The organism is Butyrivibrio hungatei NK4A153 (assembly GCF_000424465.1).
Lineage (GTDB): Bacteria > Bacillota > Clostridia > Lachnospirales > Lachnospiraceae > Butyrivibrio > Butyrivibrio hungatei_A.
The window spans coordinates 17,394-34,776 of the sequence record NZ_KE384197.1; the positions used below are offsets into that span (position 1 = coordinate 17,394).

Here is a 17,383-nt window from a genome sequence, read left to right on the forward strand (position 1 = left end):
TATGTATACGCCTGACTTACGCCATTTGCAAAAGTCTTCTTTGAAAGACGACCTATATTATCATAAGCATAAGTAGTTTCTTCTCCGTTTCCTATTATGCTCCTTAGCTGAAGCTTATCATCATAGTTATAAGAAACCACCCTTCCGTCAGGATATGTGAGCTTAGTCTTCTCACCTGTAACACCATACTCATAAGCTACAGTCCTGTTCTTAAAGTCTGTTACCTTTGTAAGACGTCCAAGAACATCATTCTCAAGAATTGTCTTTCCATTCCAGTCATTTATCTGATTAAGCTGATTAAGCTCATTGTACGCAAACGCTACTGATCTTCCGTCTGAATATGCGACGTTTGAAACACTTCCCAAAGCGTTATAGCTATAAGTTGTCTTATAGTTATCCCTGTCAGTCTTTGCAAGAAGTCTTCCGTATTGGTCGTATTCATATTTTTCAACTTGACCAAGAGCATCTGTTACGCTTGTAAGCTGACCTGCAAGGTTATATGAATAGAGCGTTACATGACCGTCTTTTCCAACTGTCGGCATGTAGTCGTCAGTCTGCTCTTCAAGGTTTATTCTTCCTTCAACTCTGTGAATGGTTTTAAGGTTATCAAGGCTGTCGTATGTATAAGCTGTCTCATTTCCAAGAGCATCTATTACAGACTTAAGGCGTCCTGTTGCTGTGTAAAGGTAAAGTGTTATACTGCTTCCGTCAATTACCTTTGTAACTCTTCCAAGTGCATCATACTCGTATTCAACACATCTTCCGTCTGAACCTGTTACTTTATTTACCCGGCTTAAGGCATCGTAACCATAGTTGATCTCATAACCGTCAGCAAATTTTCTTGTCTTTACTCTTCCAGCTTCATCATAGGTAAGTTCCTGCTCTGTTACACCGCAGAAGCTTACTGATGTAAGTCTTTTTCCTTCTGTGTAAGTGAACTTACGCACTCTTCCCACTGCATCAGTAATCGAATCTATAAGATCCATTTTGGTGTATTTGTAAGATACTTCATTTCCGAGAGCGTCCGTTTCCTTTGTCACTCTGTTTAAAAGGTCATACTCACGCTTTGAAACATTTCCGAGAGTATCTGTAACTTCCGTAACGTTACCTGCTTCATCATATGTATAGCCTGTCTTATGACCAAGAGCATCTGTCTCTTCCGTCACTCTGTTAAGAGCATCATAAACATAGCTCTTTATCCTGATATCGCCAAGATACTCAGCCGTTACATTTCCGTTCTTATCATAATCATAGCCTGTTGTTCTTCCCTCGGGATCTATGACTTTAATAAGTCTCATAAGAGGATCGTACTCATACTTTATCTGTCCGCCGTTTGGAAGTAATACAAGCTCCTGCTTACCCATTGCATTATAGGTTATCTCTGTACTTCTTCCCGCTTCGTCGGTTACCTTTGAAACCTTTCCCATGATATTGATGTCATAGCTTTTAAGAGTTCCGTCAAATTCCTTAACAGAAGTCACTTTTCCCGACTTATCATATCTGTATTCCCTTGTATTTCCGAGGGCATCTGTTGTCTTTATTATTCTGTCGGCGTTGTCGTACTCAAATGTAGTCTTAGCGCCGTCAGCAGAAACTGTTTCTACGACACGGTTAAGTTCATCATACTTATAGCTCGTCTTTACTCCGTCAGGATCTGTTACTGTAGCAACGTTTCCTCTGTCATCGTAAGTAAAGCTTGGCCCTATTCCTCTATCGTCATAGACTGCTTTTATGTTTCCGTCACTGTATGCAAAAATGCTGGCATTTCCTCCGGGAGCAGCAATCTCTTTTATCGTGCCGTTTTTGTTATAAAAATATTTGTATGTGTCGTCTCTTGGTCCTTTTACGGTATGGAGCTTTCCGTCTGCATTATAGGTATAGTTCGTCTTGTTTCCAAGCGCATCAATAACCTGCGTTACATGACCTCTGTTATCATAAGCGATTTTGGTCGTATTGCCGTTCTTATCGGTAATACTTGTTTTAAGATTCATGCCATTATATGAATAAGTTTCCTTGCCGTCATAGTAGGCTGTCTCTATATGCCTTCCGAAATCATCATGCGTGTAAGTAACCTTATTGCCGTTCTGCTCTGTAGCAACCGTTATCTTCTTCTCGTCGTCATACTCATATGTCATCACAGTATTGTCAGGAAAACTCTGCTTTACTGTTCTTCCCTGCTCATCATACTCATTTGTGATAGATGTAATTCCTTTTGGATTAATTACATCCTTGATTTTTCCATCTTCCGTGTATGTAAACTTCCTTACTGCTCCGTCAGCTTCTTTTATCTCTGTGAGCCTGTCATCATCATAGGCATAAGAAACACACCTGCCCGCCTGATCGGTAACAGATGTCATAAGAGTAACTCTTATTTTCCCAAGTTCATTGAAGATACATTTTTCAAGATACTCAAATGTCAGAGTGTTTCCGTTCTTGGTACTTATATGTGTAACACAGCGCTTGCCTCCAACGATATCGTATGTAAAAGATACATTATCGCCGTCGAAATCTCCAAGTGCTACAAGATATCCCCTGTCATCAAATCTCTCATATGTTCCGTCATCCTGAGTGATAACATAGCCGCCTGTGAGTTTTTCAAGAAGTCCCTGTTCGCCTTGAGTTTCGAAATAAAGGTCTTTGTCATATACATCATCAATCTTTTTATACTCGCCTTTACTTCCGTCAGACTTTTCTATCTTTATTATTCCGTCTTCTTCCACAATGCGCTTTTCAAAAGTATGCTTCCAGCCTTTCCCGAGGCGTCCGCCCTTTTTGTCCATTGCGTTATAGAATCTTGCAAATGAAAGAGGATATTTACCTCCAAGTTCAATGTCAACGTGTTCGTTTATGTAGTTTCCGCTGCACATATTTACAGGATCATACTTAACAATAGTGCTGAGCACGTTATTACCGAGTTTATCTACAAAACTTCCCGAACCCTGTGCTCTTTTTACGCTGTCCTCAAGGAAATCACCAAGCCTTTCGATAACGCCCATCTCAATGTTGCCGTCACCATTTACAAGTAACCCCTTGCAGCTTCTAAGATCTTCAATCTCCTGTTTTAACTTGCCTATTCTATAAGGAAAACTAACAGATGATATCTTGGCCGCCTGCTGATTATCGAAATTGATGAACCTGTTGACAAGATCAAGGATCATTCCGTCCTTTGATGCGTCTCCGCAAAGATTCCCATAAGCATTTGATGCCATAAAGAAGTCGTATTCATCGCAGTTTCCGTACTTTCTTCCAAACCTGCTGTGAATGTTATCCTTTAAAACCTCCATGCTTGTTGCCCATGTTTTATAAACAGAAGCACAGCCGTGAAGTTCTATGTTAAGTCCTTCAAGAACGATCGTGCTTATCTTGGCATCATCAGCTTCATCAACCGCAGCTTTAAAGCCTTTTACATAATCCGTAAGAAGCGCTCTGAAGTCCCTTTCAATCCTTAGTATTTCATCAAGCTTTGCCTGCTCAACTGTTCCTACAAGGAGTTTTGCCTTGTCAGCACTCTTTCCTTCCCAGTTTGCTTCCCCTGTAAAGCTGTCCTGCGCTCTCTTATGCGCTGCAGCTTTTTCTTCATATTCATCCATAGCAGAAAAAAGGTCACTTATGTAAGCATTGAATTCCGCCATGTTTATCCATTTGTTTTCCATAAGTATCAACCCTCTTCCCTATCTATTTTTGCGGCAATATCAATATCTGTTTCAACTATCTTGCCGGTACTGTTATCTAAAAGTGTTGCAGTATCAATACTTACAACATCCTTATATGTTGCTGTCAGATCTTTCTGTCTCTCAGCTATATATTTGATCATGTGGAGTGAGGCATCTTCGCCGATGAGTCCGGCTTTTGCCAATGCAGAATCTTTAATCTCAAGAACGTTTGCAGAATCTTTTATATCTGAAATAAGCGCATCTACCGCCTGTTTCCCCAACTGTATCTTTTCACCTTTACCACTCATTGTTTACCATCCCCGTTATCCTTAATTTTGAGACTGTTCACGTTCACGCTCTCGCTCGCGCTCACGTGCACGTCTTTCCTCTTCTTCAATTCTTTCTATCTCAGCTTCAAGCTCTGAAATCTGAGACTCGGCTTCTCTTATCATCTTATCTATGGCACTTCTAAGCCGCGTACACTCGCCCTTTGCTCCGTCCATTCTAAAAACGCAGACGTTCTTAGCCTTAACTGCGTTCTGCTCGTTAACGCCAATCCACTCGCCTGCTCTGCTTAAATCTATTCCATCAAGTGTATCTTTCTGGGTCTCAATCTGTCTGATATATCCGTCGATAACTGTCTGTTTCTCCCTCATTGCTCTGATATCTTCTCTGATCTCTTCAATCTTTCTTCTGCAATCCCCGATTCTACTCACTATAACCTCCAATACGTTGTTGTAACATATTTTTTTACATAGTAAATGTGTCAAACACGGGCACATCTATCACTTTTGTGAATATTTATTTTTAATTATTCACAAATATTTACAAAAGTATTATCACACAATCCAAACATGTTGTAAATCAAAAATGGTAAAACCCTCAATTACATCGTTTTTTCAAAATAACTGACCTGATCCGCAGGATTCTTGTCTAAAAATAACACTTATATTAGAAACGCTTTCAAAATCAAACTCACTGTCATATTGTAGCACAATGTTTATCTTTCTGTAGATAGTCCCTGCCCCAAAGCCATCCGTTTAGAAATGTAGAAACTTCACCGTGAGGCAATAAGGCGGGTTTTCGCAGTATTTAAGTATGTTGCCATATTCAAGAGCGATAAAAAGACTTAAGCTTTCATTCTGTTCTCGCTCCAACTGTTTGAGCCCATTTATGGGCGAGTTTTGGAGCGAAGAATGAAAGCTTAAGTCTTTTTATGCCTTGAATATCAACATACGCAGCAACAAGAAAATCCGCCTTATTGCCTCACGGTGAAAAGCAACCACCTCCAAGCGGATGGCTTTGGGGGGCTGGCGTACCATTATTAAAGGCTGTAACACTTACTTGTGCTACAGCCTTTTCTATATTGTATACATATTATGCATTTATCATTTTATATTACTCTGCTGCGGGTTCTTCAGCTTCTGCATCAGCTGAAACATCAGTGTCTACAATGCTGTTGTCTTCTGTAAGGCCGCCCTGCTCCATGCTAACCTCTTCCTCTACAGTCTCATCTGCTTCGAAATCTCCGCCTGTAGCTCCGCCACATCCTGTAGCAAGCACAACTGCTGTCATAACCCCAATAAAACTTACCATTCTCTTTTTCATACTAACATCCTTTCCTATATGCTTTCATATATAACTGTTAACTTTTGTGTTACATCATAATTGAATTATACCGAAATACGCTGAAATGTCAAATTTTGAATGTTAACTTTTTATTGTCTTTTATTATGCTATAATATGTTTTACCAATTATTACACGAGGTAAGAAAAATGCTTTACATAATGCGGCACGGCAAGACAGAATGGAACAAAATCGAAAAATTACAAGGAAGCGTAGATATCCCACTTAACGATGAGGGAATCCTAGTTGCTCAAAAAGCACATGATAAATACAAGGAAATAAAGTTTGACATCTGTTATTGTTCCCCACTTATCAGAGCCAAAAAGACAGCAGAGATATTTTTGGAAGGAAAAGACACTCCGATCGTGATAGACGATAGGCTAAAAGAGATGTCTTTTGGAGAATTTGAAGGATCTGTAGGTTACTTTAACAATCCGGAAAATCCCATAAGTAAACTATTTACAGATCCCGAAAGTTATACTTCAGTCGGAGGATCGGAAAGCCTTGAGCACCTTGCTGAGAGAACACTCTCTTTTCTAAACGAGATTGCCTATCCGCTGCATAAAGAAGGCAAGTCCGTACTCATAGTCTGCCACGGTGCGCTGGGATGCAGTATCATCTCACATATCAAAAATACTCCCGTTTCTGACTTCTGGGACAATCTCATGGGAAATTGCGAATTGGTGAAGCTATTGTAAATCCGTTACCTATATCTAACATTTTTTGATAATAAAATAGCATTAACTGAACTAGACCATTCTATTTGGTTAGTGTATGCTAACAGTATAAAAATGTTTTTTATAGGAGGTTACAAAATGAGCGAAATATTTAAGGACATTCCCGAAATTAAATTCGAGGGAAAAGACAGCAAAAACAAATTTGCATTTAAATACTACGATTCCAAAAGAGTAATTATGGGCAAGACAATGGAGGAACATCTTCCGTTTGCCATGGCTTGGTGGCACAACCTTGGAGCTAACGGCGTTGATATGTTCGGAAGGGGAACTGCCGATAAATCCTTCGGCGCTTCTGAAGAAGGAACAATGGAGCATGCAAAAGCAAAGGTTGATGCAGGTTTTGAATTCATGAAAAAGCTTGGTATCAAGTATTTCTGCTTCCATGATGTTGACCTTGTTCCCGAGGCAGATGACATCAATGAGACAAACAGACGTCTTGATGAGATCTCAGATTATATACTTGAAAAAATGAAAGGCACAGACATCAAGTGCTTGTGGGGAACAGCCAACATGTTCAGTAATCCCCGTTTCATGTGCGGCGCAGGAAGCACAAACTCAGCCGACGTATTCTGCTTTGCAGCAGCTCAGGTTAAAAAAGCTCTCGACATCACAGTAAAACTCGGTGGAAGAGGCTATGTATTCTGGGGTGGACGTGAAGGTTACGAAACACTTCTTAATACAGACGTTAAATTCGAGCAGGAAAACATTGCAAAACTCATGCATATGGCTGTTGATTACGGCAGAAGCATCGGATTTAAGGGTGATTTCTATATCGAGCCCAAGCCGAAGGAGCCCATGAAGCATCAGTATGATTTCGACGCTGCTACAGCAATCGGATTTCTTCGTCAGTACGGCCTTGATAAAGACTTCAAGATGAATATCGAGGCAAACCATGCAACACTTGCTCAGCACACATTCCAGCATGAGCTCAGAATCAGTGCAATAAACGGTATGCTTGGTTCAGTTGATGCCAACCAGGGCGATCCGCTCCTTGGATGGGATACAGACGAATTCCCTTGCAACGTATATGACACAACAATGGCTATGTACGAAGTGCTTAAAGCCGGCGGACTCACAGGTGGATTCAACTTTGACTCAAAGAACAGACGTCCCAGCTATACATTTGAGGATATGTTCTATGCATTCATCCTTGGAATGGATACATTTGCACTTGGACTTATCAAGGCTGCAGAGCTTATTGAAGACGGACGTATTGATGACTTTATCAAGGAGCGTTATCAAAGCTTTGAATCCGGAATCGGTAAAAAAATCCGTGATAACAGCGTAGATCTTAAGGAACTCTCAGACTATGCTCTTAACATGAAAGCTCCCGAGCTTCCTATTTCCGGAAGACAGGAATATCTTGAGAGTGTTGTAAACAACGTTCTCTTCAAAGGATAATATTGTAAAAAAATTCCCAAATAACAAATGATCAAAAAACAAGAAGCCTTAGCTCCGATAAAAGAGCTAAGGCTTCTATTTTTTATACGCTTACGCGCGATTCTTATTCAATCTCTATAGATTAAGCGAAAGGATTCTCTGTAGGGTAAGGAAGAGATGCAGGCTGGTTGTAGCCGATTGTCTCTGCTCCGATGTACTTAAATACCTCATAGAGAGCCTTTCCGAAGTGACCGAATGCTACAGCGCCGTGGTGAGGGAAGTTACCCTCGATAAGTACGTGTCTGTAGAATCTGCCCATCTCAGGAATAGCGAATACACCGATACCACCGAATGACTTAGTAGCAACAGGAAGAACCTCTCCCTCTGCAACATATGTGCGAAGGTGGTTGTCTGATGTGCTCTGAAGTCTGAAGAATGTGATATTTCCGGGTGCGATATCTCCCTCAAGAGTTCCCTGTGTAACTTCTTCAGGAAGGTTTCTAGCCATAATTCTCTGGAACTTCATCTCGCAGCTTGAAAGCTTGCTTGTGCATGTATTTCCGCAGTGGAAGCCCATGAATGTATCTGTGTGCTTGTAATCGAACTTGCCCTTGATGCTATCGTTGTACATATCCTCAGGAACTGAGTTGTTGATATCAAGAAGAGTAACTGAATCGTTACTTACGCAAGTTCCGATGAACTCACTGATTGCTCCGTAGATATCTACCTCACATGATACAGGAATTCCGCGTCCTGTAAGTCTTGAGTTTACATAGCAAGGAACGAAACCAAACTGTGTCTGGAATGCAGGCCAGCATTTTCCTGCGATAGCTACATACTTCTTGTAGCCTCTGTGCTCCTCAACCCAGTCAAGAAGTGTAAGCTCATACTGAGCAAGCTTCTCAAGGATCTCAGGCTTCTTGTTACCTGCGCCAAGATCTTTCTCCATGTCCTTAACAACATCAGGAATTCTCTTGTCGCCTGCGTGCTTGTTGAAGCTCTCGAAGAGGTCAAGCTCTGAGTTCTCTTCGATCTCGGCACCAAGGTTGTAGATCTGCTGAATAGGTGCGTTACAAGCAAGGAAGTTCATAGGTCTGGGACCAAAGCTGATGATCTTGAGATCACGAAGTCCTGCGATTGCTCTTGCGATAGGCACGAACTCGTTGATCATCTTAGCGCATCCTTCTGCTGTTCCAACAGGATACTCAGGAATATATGCCTTTACATTACGAAGGTGGAGGTTATAGCTTGCGTTAAGCATTCCGCAGTAAGCATCTCCTCTTCCATCGATAAGATCATTCTGTGATTCCTCTGCTGCTGCACAGAACATGATAGGTCCATCAAAGTGCTTAGCAAGAAGTGTCTCTGAAATTTCAGGTCCGAAGTTTCCAAGATATACGCAAAGTGCGTTACATCCTGCCTTCTTGATATCCTCAAGAGCATTTACCATGTCGATCTCGCTCTCGATGATACAGATAGGACACTCATAAACGTCCTTATCGTTGAAATTCTTTTTGTAAGCCTCCATTACGGCTTTTCTTCTGTTTACTGCAAGTGATGCAGGGAAGCAGTCACGGCTAACTGCAACCAGTCCGATTTTTACCTCTGGTATATTAATCATAGAAATCCCCTTTCTTTGCGCTTTCGCGCGATACCTTCATTTTTCTTTATTTAAAAGGTGAACCGCTCATAAAAAATTGCCGGTTTTTTATTATCGAGTCGGTCCCCATAAAGAACTGCCCTTTTATTATACACTTTTACAAACGTTTAGTATAATAAATCATTTATTAAATCGTTACTTCTTTAGAAACGCACTTGTGTCCCGTAAGCTCTTCTGAACGGCTGTCAGGCTGCATTGTTCCTGCAAAGATATCGAACTTCTTTGAGAAGATCTTTCTGTTTCCGTCGTTATCAACGGATGTGAATGCCTTTGCGTCAACAGCTATTGTAACTTTCTGCTCGCTGCCTGCTTCAACATGTACTCTCTTGAATCCGCAGAGACAAGCATTGGGAATTGCAAGCTCGAATTCCTTATCCTTGATGTAGAGCTGTACAACATCGTCTGTTGCCATTTTGCCGTTGTTAGAAACGGTAACTGTAACTTCAGCGCCTTCAAGCTCTCCGTTTGATGCCTTCTTAAGCTCAACGTTCATATCTGTAACAACGCAGTCGCCGTATGTAAGGCCGTATCCGAAAGGATAAAGAGGTGTTCCCTCAAAGTATCTGTATGTTCTGTTCTTCATTGAGTAATCCCTGAAATCAGGAAGCTCTTCTGAAGAATAATAGAATGTAACAGGAAGTTTTCCTGAAGGAGAAACATCGCCGAAGAGAATATCGGCAACATCTTTTCCTCCGAGTGCTCCGGGATACCATGCCTGAATAACTGCGCTGGCATCATCTTCCGCTCTCTTAAGGTTAATTGCACTACCTGACATATTTATTACGATTGTAGGCTTGCCACACTCAAGTACTGAGCTGATAAGCTGTCTCTGAGGCATAGGAAGATTAAGATTGAGCTTATCTCCCGAAGCGAACTGGTTACCTGTATCACCCTCTTCGCCCTCAAGTGTCTCATCAAGACCTACTACAACAACTACTACATCTGAATAATCAGCAACTGCCTGAGCCTCAGCAATTCTGTCCGAACCGTTTGGATCTGAAAGTGCGCTGGCATTTGCCTGCCACAAATGGCTTCCCTCTGAGTAAAGAACTCTCACATCATCGCCGACTTTATCCTGAATTCCTTCAAGAACAGTGATGTATCTTGATGATACACCGTGGTAGTTACCGATAAGTGAAGATCTTGAATCAGCATTCGGTCCAACTACACCGATAGTCTTGATCTTGCTCTTATCAAGAGGAAGAATACCATCGTTCTTAAGAAGTACAATACTCTCCTTTGCTGCCTTGTGTGCTGCTTCAAGATGTTCTTTGCACTCAACAACAGTGTAAGGAATCTCATCATATTCAGTCTTATCAAACATTCCGAGAAGGAATCTTGTTGTGAACAGTCTCTCACAAGATGTTGTGATAGTCTCCTCATCAATAAGTCCGGCTCTGTATGCGTTCATAAGTTTCTGATATGTACATCCGCAGTTAAGGTCACATCCAAGATCAAGAGCAAGTTTAACCGACTCTTCGGGTGTTCCCGTAACCTTGTGATTCTCATGGAAGTCTCTGACTGCCCAGCAATCGGAAACGAAATGTCCTTGAAATCCCCATTTATCTCTTAAGATATCAACCATAAGAGGTTTATTTGCACAGCAAGGCTCATCGTTTGTTCTGTTGTATGCGCCCATTACAGCTTCTACATCTGCTTCTTTTACGCAAGCTTCAAATGCGGGAAGATATGTCTCTTCGAGATCTTTTGCGGAAGCTTTTGCATTGAAATAGTGTCTCTCTGCCTCGGGACCTGAGTGAACCGCAAAGTGCTTTGCACATGCAGCAACCTTCATATACTCACCGTCACCCTGCATTCCCTTGATAAAAGGAACTGCAAGAGTACTTGTAAGGAAAGGATCCTCACCGTATGTCTCATGTCCGCGTCCCCATCTGGGATCTCTGAAGATATTTACGTTGGGAGCCCAAAATGTAAGTCCCTTATAAATATCTCTGTCACCGCGCTTAGACTGTTCATTGTACTTAGCACGACCTTCAATGGCAATTATCTCGCCGATGCAGCCCATAAGCTCTTCATCAAATGCTGCCGCAAGTCCGATTGCCTGCGGGAACATTGTTGCAGTGCCTGCACGTGCAACGCCGTGAAGCGCCTCATTCCACCAGTTATAAGCAGGAACTCCAAGTCTTTCGATCGCGGGGGCATCATAACGAAGCTGGCCGGCCTTCTCTTCAACGGTCATTTTCGCTACGAGTTCTTTGGCTCTTTTTCTTGCTTCTGTTCTATCCATTCACTCACCTCATATATTATTAGTCACATTTATATTTTTCCGATAATATGTATAAACATTGTACTTTTCTTCCATACACTATTCCTATCATATAGTGCTTTTTTTATCTTGAAATTTGCTTATAACAATTCTTACAAAACAAAACAGAGACGGGGCTGCGCAGTAACACGCATCCTGTCTCTGTTTCATTAGTTATTGCTATTTAAAAATGTTTGATTATCAGTCAAGATTTTCTTTATCGCCGTGGATTGACTCCCATTTAGCTTTTCTTTCATCAATGATAGCCTGTCCGCCAGCTGCAAGATACTCCTGCATACCCTGATCGAAGATCTTGTCAAATTCTGCTACGGGAGCAACGATTGACTGATCGAGGATCTGGTCTCTCTTCTGGTTAAGAGGATCGCCCATTCCTGTCTCTGCATCGATGGCACCGATGTGATATGACTTTGCTGCACGGTTGTCTGTCTTTGCGATCTTATCAGCATCTCCTACAAGCTGAGGATCGATTCCTGCATAGCTGTATGCAAGTGACTTCTCTGTAAGTGCAGGATCTACAAGCTTAAGTCCGTTTGTTGTAATTGTGTAGTCAATGTTCATTCCTGAATTCTGAATGTCATTTCCTGTAGCTGCAATGATTGAAATCTCGCCGCCTTCTCCAACTTCATGTGTAACACCTTCATCACCGATCTGGAGATACTCGATATTCTCAGGTGTGCTGATCCAATCAAGGTAAAGAAGTGATGCAAGGATATCATCGTTTGTTGAAGGGAAGAAAATCTTACGGTCAACCGGACCTGAGATCCACTTTGTATGTGTTCCGTTCTTATCCTCGAAAGGATCGATAGCTATGAACTTAGCATCTTCGCCGCCAAACTTCTTGATGTTTGCATCGATAGAGTTCTCACCGTCTCTGAAAGGATAATCCCAGTTATGTGTGAATGCTCCTACATAACCTGCTTTGATAAGGTCATCCTCTGTCTTGTCTCCTGCTCCGTAAAGAGCGAAATCCTTCCAGATAAGGCCTTCGTTGTACCACTTATTAAGAAGCTTAACACCTTCTTTGATTCCGGGAATTGTAAATCCTCTGTCATCAAAGCTGTTAATGTAGAAATCCTTATCTGTCATGTTAGGATCTGCAAATGAATAGTTAAGAGTCTTTGCTCTGTAACCTGCGTCAAAACTGATTGAGTAAGGAATCAACTTAGAAGCGTCTGCTCCGAGGAGCTTGTCGGCATTATCTCTGAATGCGCAGAGAACATTGTAAAATTCCTCTTTTGTTGTAGGAACTTCAAGGCCAAGTTTTTTGAGCCAGTCTTCTCTGATGAATGTATTAACATCGTTCTGGTTCTCTCTTACAGCCTCAATATCCCAGATTGTCTTTGTATCAGGATGCTGATCCCAGTAAATATTTGTTTCACCAAGATGCTTCCAAAGGTTAGGAAGGATTTCCTTGTTAGACTCAAGTGCATCCTTCATGTCAACGATACCACCCATGTTTCCGTATGTCTCGATTGTTGCAATATCATATGTAACACATACATCAGGTGCATTATTAGCAGCAAGAAGGTTACTGATCTGCTCAACCTCTGTCCAACGGGGAACTGCTACGAACTCAACTTCTACGTTGTATTTGTCGAGCATTCCTTTCTTGATATAATCTGTGTACTTGTTATTTACAGGATCGGATCCGCCGTCATTTCCACGGTCATAAACCTCAACTGTAATGTGGTGAGTTTCTGCGAACTTACCATCTGCTCCAAGCGCTGAAGCGTCTGCAGCTGCACCGCCTCCGTTTGCTGCGCTGCCGGCTTTATCGCCCTTGCCGCAGCCTACTGCCACTACCATCATCATAGCAGCAAGCATAAGTGATACCACTCTCTTTTTCATACTAACCCTCCTTATATTGTGTATGAGTTTATTCTTTTACTGCGCCGACCATGACTCCGGACATAAAGTACTTCTGAAGTCTTGGATATACACACAGTATTGGAACCGTTGAGAACATAACAATAGCCGCTTTCAGAGCTTCTGAAAGACCGGGTGAAGAGAATCCTTCCTGAGTAGCAACTTCAACGCTGTTTACATTATTAAGAATGTTGTACAAAAGAAGCTGCAAAGGATACCATTTGCTTCCGCCGGGGCCGCTCAAATACATAAGAGCATCCGAATATCCGTTCCAACGACCTACCGCATAGAAAAGAGCAAGTGTTGCTATAACGGGCTTTGAAAGCGGAATATAAATACTTGAAAGTATCTTGAAGAATGATGCACCGTCAATCTGTGCAGACTCACGTAAGCTTTCAGGTATTCCATAGAAGAAACTTCTCATAATGATCATGTTATAAACTGACAAACATCCCGGAAGAATAAGTACCAGGGGTTTGTTCAAAAGTCCCAAACTCTGCATAAGGAGGTAGTTCGGGATAGTTCCTGCGTTAAAGAACATTGTGATCGTGATAAAGATATTGATCACGTTACGTCCCTTAAGCTCGGAGTAGATCAAAGGATATGCGCATGCCGCTGTCATAACCAGTGAAACTACGGTACAAATAATTGTAAGAATTACAGTCCAAACGAATGCTTTAATATACTTTGGATCTGTAAGAACCATCTGATATGCACCGACATTGATATCAACAGGGAAAAGATATACTTCATGCTTGATAAGAGCATCTGTTGAACTCAGTGACCTTGCAAGAAGATTGATCATCGGTATGATACATATCAAACTTATTACTACACAAATTGCAGCGATGACATAATCGCTTATATAATGCTTAGGCTTATGCATTTACGTTCTCCTCTCTTTTACCAAATACCACGTTCTCCAAGCTTTCTGGAAATTGTATTAGCCAGAAGCAGGAAAATTACTCCCACAACAGACTGGAAGAATCCAACTGCAGTGGTAAGAGAGAACTGCAATCCCTTAATACCATGTGAATAAATATATGTAGGAAGAACCTCTGCCCATGAGATAACAAGGTTATTTCTAAGTGCGAAAGGTCTGTCAAATGTTCCGCCAAGAATGTTACCGATCTGCATGATAAGAAGCAAAACGATAGTTGATCTGATTCCGGGCAAAGTAATATGCCAGATCTTGCTGAGCCTGCCGGCACCGTCTACAGATGCAGCCTCGTAAAGCTCGTTGTTGATACCTGCAATGGCTGCGAGATAAACGATTGAATTCCAACCAAAGCTCTGCCATGCGCCCAGGAATATATATGTCCAGATCCAATGTCCCGGATCATTAAGGAAAGGAACCGACTCTCCTCCGAGATTATTGATGACCATATTTACAAGACCTGTTGAAGGTGTGAACAACTGAAGTGCCAATCCATAGATAATTACCCATGAAAGAAAGTGAGGCATATACGCAATAGTCTGAACTACTTTCTTGAATCTCTTAAAGCACAATTCATTAAGAAGAAGTGCAAAGATAATCGGAATCGGGAATCCGATTGCAAGATCGAGAAGATTCAATACCAAAGTATTTCTGAGTGCCCTTCGGAAATCGCTGTCGGAAAATGCCTGGATGAAATACTGGAATCCATGATTCGCAGCAATCTTCTGTTTCCAAATACTCTCAACAATACTGTACTTCTTAAAAGCAATCTGGATATAAACCATAGGAATATACTTAAAAATAAGCAAGTACAGCATAGGAAGCGCCAATAACAGATACAACTGCCAATAACGCTTAAAATAGATACTGACCGGATTACGACTCTCCGGCGCGTCACTTTTAATTTTGTTCATAAAACTCTCCCTAAATAATAAAAAAATTGCACAACTTGTATAATAATTCTACTTATCATTTTGTGCTAAATCCTATCAAATAATGCTTTTTTCATCTCGATATTTGCGACAAAAAAACAGCCGCATCCCGCTATTTTTCTAGCGTTATTTACAATTGACATACTTGTTGTTTTTATTGCAAAACTTGCTATATTTGTTATATCGTGTGCGAATATTTATGCACAAAAAATGCATAGCACGACTCCATTTTGCATATTTAAAGAAATCGTGCTACACATCTCAAAATTTTATTTCAGAAAAGCTCCGTATTCATCAACTTTTTCGCAATTTTATTACTCAATAAATTTTTCTGCCCTGTTCATCGGCGATATCACTCTTTCTATAGAAGTAAGAGTTAACCTGGTCTCTCCACTCTTTTGCATTGGCAACCTGAAGCTCAAATCTCTCGGCAACCCTTGCGAATACATCGGGATCTACAACATCCTTGAGTGAATTCCAGTCCTCGGCGAGCTTTTCAGCCCCCTCTTCTCCTTCAAAGTGAGAATCATAGATGTACTGGATAAGAGTCTTTCCGCTCTTAAGCTTCCATGTATACGGAATATGATGGAAGAAAAGAAGCAACTCTTCGGGACATTTCTCGGGATCGTTATATGCTGATGCGTTTGGCTCATAATACTGCTGCGCATATCCCGTTCCCTTATCGGATCTGTCAACACCGATTCCCTTGTGGTCGGCTCTGTGATATGTACCCCATCTTGAATACTCATATCCGTCAACACTTGGGCCGTAGTGCTCGTGAGGAGTTACCATCCAGCCGATTCCGAGAGGTGATGTGTATTTCTCATAGATATCCCTTGATCTCATGAGCATATCAACAAGCTTATCCTCTGATGCCTTATCCATATCAAACGTAAGCGCAACCCACTCTCTTGCGATTTCTTCCGAACTTAGCTCAGTGTTATATGCAAGTCTTCCGAAACCGTAGAGATTTGCCGCAGCAAGATCGTTTCCTGTCCAGTTGAAATCATTCCCTGTATTTATTACCGCTGCCATTCCGGCAAGCTTATTGCCCATTGTTCTTCCGCTTACGATATCGGCAACCGTATCGTTCTTCTCACTGCAATATGTGCGGAAGTCAAGAACTTCCTTGAACATAGGCATGAGATAGCAAAGATCTATCTGATGTCCCGTATACTCCTGTGCGATCTGAACTTCAAGAAGCTGATTTGTTTTGGTAAGTCCGCCAAGAAGAGGAGAAATAGGCTCTCTTATCTGGAAATCCATAGGACCGTTCTTAATCTGAAGGATTACATTATCGTGGTACTCGCCGTCAAAGTCCTTGAAGTAGTCATATCCTGCTCTTGCTCTGTCAGTTTTGTAATCTCTCCAGTCCTGAGTGCAGTTGTAAACAAAGCATCTCCAGATGATTATTCCGCCGTAAGGTGCAACAGCATCAGCAAGCATGTTTGCTCCGTCCGCCTGTGTTCTTCCGTATGTGAACGGACCGGGTCTTCCCTCTGAATCTGCCTTTACGAGATATCCGCCAAATCCGGGAAGCTTTTCAAATACTTCTTTTGACTTAGCCTGCCACCATGCGATAACATCTTCATCAAGGGGATCGCATACTTCAAGTCCGCCGAGCTCTATAGGAGCCGCGAAATTGATCGAGAGGTAAAGCTTTATTCCGTAATCTGCAAATACATCCCCGAGCTCTTTTACCTTATCAAAAAATCTGTCTGTAATAAGGTAAGTAGCCGCCCCTTTAACGTTAACGTTGTTGATGACAATTCCGTTTATTCCGACACTTGCCATAAAGCGTGCATAGTCAACGGTTCTCTCATTTATATACATTTCGTCATTCTCAAAAAAGAATGATTCTCCCGAATATCCTCTTTCAATGCTTCCATCCATGTTGTCCCAGTGGTTCATCATTCTGAGAGGATTGGAAGGAGCTGCTTCTTCGCAAATATCTTCAACAGCCACTCTTGCACCGAGCTTTCTGAGGATTGCGAAAACGCCATAGATAACACCATTCTCATCAGATGCCTTAAGTGTGATTCCACTCTTTTCACCTTTTACAAAATAGCCTTCCTCTGCTATATTTGCATCTTTTGCAATCTCAAGAACGTAGACATCACCGTCATTCTCTGTTATGTCCGCATCAAAATATCCTTTGATCCCTGTTGCAAATTCACCTATCGCGCTCTTAACAACGCGATCTTCCTTGGAAAAATCGTCGCAAATGACCTTCCAATTCTTGTTGCCTTTGGATATTGGGTGATATCCAAGCCACATATGTGACCAGTTCTGTGTTTTCATAAA

The 17,383-nt window shown here is 41.6% G+C and carries 12 protein-coding genes; 2 read left to right on the forward strand and 10 right to left on the reverse strand.

The genetic code is table 11. The features are described from left to right. The 4 genes from G628_RS17585 to G628_RS0114115 form a co-directional block, all read right to left on the reverse strand. Positions 1-3,653 (reverse strand): DUF6531 domain-containing protein (locus tag G628_RS17585; RefSeq protein WP_034501016.1); only part of this gene is annotated, 3,653 nt, incomplete at its 3' end. A gap of 5 nt (positions 3,654-3,658) precedes the next feature. After that, positions 3,659-3,961: a hypothetical protein gene (locus G628_RS0114105; protein ID WP_026654099.1), complete on the reverse strand. Its 303-nt coding sequence runs from the start codon at positions 3,959-3,961 to the stop codon at positions 3,659-3,661. A gap of 21 nt (positions 3,962-3,982) precedes the next feature. Beyond that, the gene (locus G628_RS0114110; RefSeq protein WP_027209397.1) at positions 3,983-4,369 is read right to left on the reverse strand and encodes a DUF5082 domain-containing protein; all 387 of its coding nucleotides are present in this window, start codon (positions 4,367-4,369) and stop codon (positions 3,983-3,985) included. Between the two features lie 682 nt (positions 4,370-5,051). Next, positions 5,052-5,261: a hypothetical protein gene (locus G628_RS0114115; RefSeq protein WP_027209398.1), complete on the reverse strand. Its 210-nt coding sequence runs from the start codon at positions 5,259-5,261 to the stop codon at positions 5,052-5,054. Positions 5,262-5,429: 168 nt separating this feature from the next. On the opposite strand from G628_RS0114115, the gene G628_RS0114120 reads away from it, so the two are divergent. Then, positions 5,430-5,978, forward strand: a complete 549-nt coding sequence (locus G628_RS0114120) for a histidine phosphatase family protein (RefSeq protein ID WP_027209399.1) — start codon at positions 5,430-5,432, stop codon at positions 5,976-5,978. A 117-nt stretch (positions 5,979-6,095) separates the two neighbouring features. Continuing rightward, complete coding sequence (xylA, locus tag G628_RS0114125) at positions 6,096-7,418, forward strand: xylose isomerase (RefSeq protein ID WP_027209400.1); 1,323 nt, start codon at positions 6,096-6,098, stop codon at positions 7,416-7,418. A 121-nt stretch (positions 7,419-7,539) separates the two neighbouring features. Here xylA and G628_RS0114130 read toward each other — a convergent pair whose 3' ends face one another. The 6 genes from G628_RS0114130 to G628_RS0114155 form a co-directional block, all read right to left on the reverse strand. Then, positions 7,540-9,018, reverse strand: coding sequence for an L-fucose/L-arabinose isomerase family protein (locus G628_RS0114130; protein WP_026668433.1), 1,479 nt, complete (start codon positions 9,016-9,018; stop codon positions 7,540-7,542). Positions 9,019-9,184: 166 nt separating this feature from the next. Beyond that, on the reverse strand, positions 9,185-11,305 hold the full coding sequence (locus G628_RS0114135; RefSeq protein ID WP_026656151.1) for a glycoside hydrolase family 3 C-terminal domain-containing protein: 2,121 nt from the start codon (positions 11,303-11,305) through the stop codon (positions 9,185-9,187). Between the two features lie 219 nt (positions 11,306-11,524). Continuing rightward, positions 11,525-13,192: an extracellular solute-binding protein gene (locus G628_RS0114140; RefSeq protein WP_026656152.1), complete on the reverse strand. Its 1,668-nt coding sequence runs from the start codon at positions 13,190-13,192 to the stop codon at positions 11,525-11,527. A gap of 28 nt (positions 13,193-13,220) precedes the next feature. After that, positions 13,221-14,096 (reverse strand): carbohydrate ABC transporter permease, encoded by an 876-nt coding sequence (locus tag G628_RS0114145; protein ID WP_034462098.1) that lies wholly within the window; start codon positions 14,094-14,096, stop codon positions 13,221-13,223. A gap of 17 nt (positions 14,097-14,113) precedes the next feature. Beyond that, on the reverse strand, positions 14,114-15,061 hold the full coding sequence (locus tag G628_RS0114150; protein ID WP_026656154.1) for an ABC transporter permease: 948 nt from the start codon (positions 15,059-15,061) through the stop codon (positions 14,114-14,116). 336 nt (positions 15,062-15,397) lie between these two features. Continuing rightward, positions 15,398-17,380 (reverse strand): alpha-glucuronidase, encoded by a 1,983-nt coding sequence (locus G628_RS0114155; protein WP_027209401.1) that lies wholly within the window; start codon positions 17,378-17,380, stop codon positions 15,398-15,400. Positions 17,381-17,383: the final 3 nt, after the last annotated feature.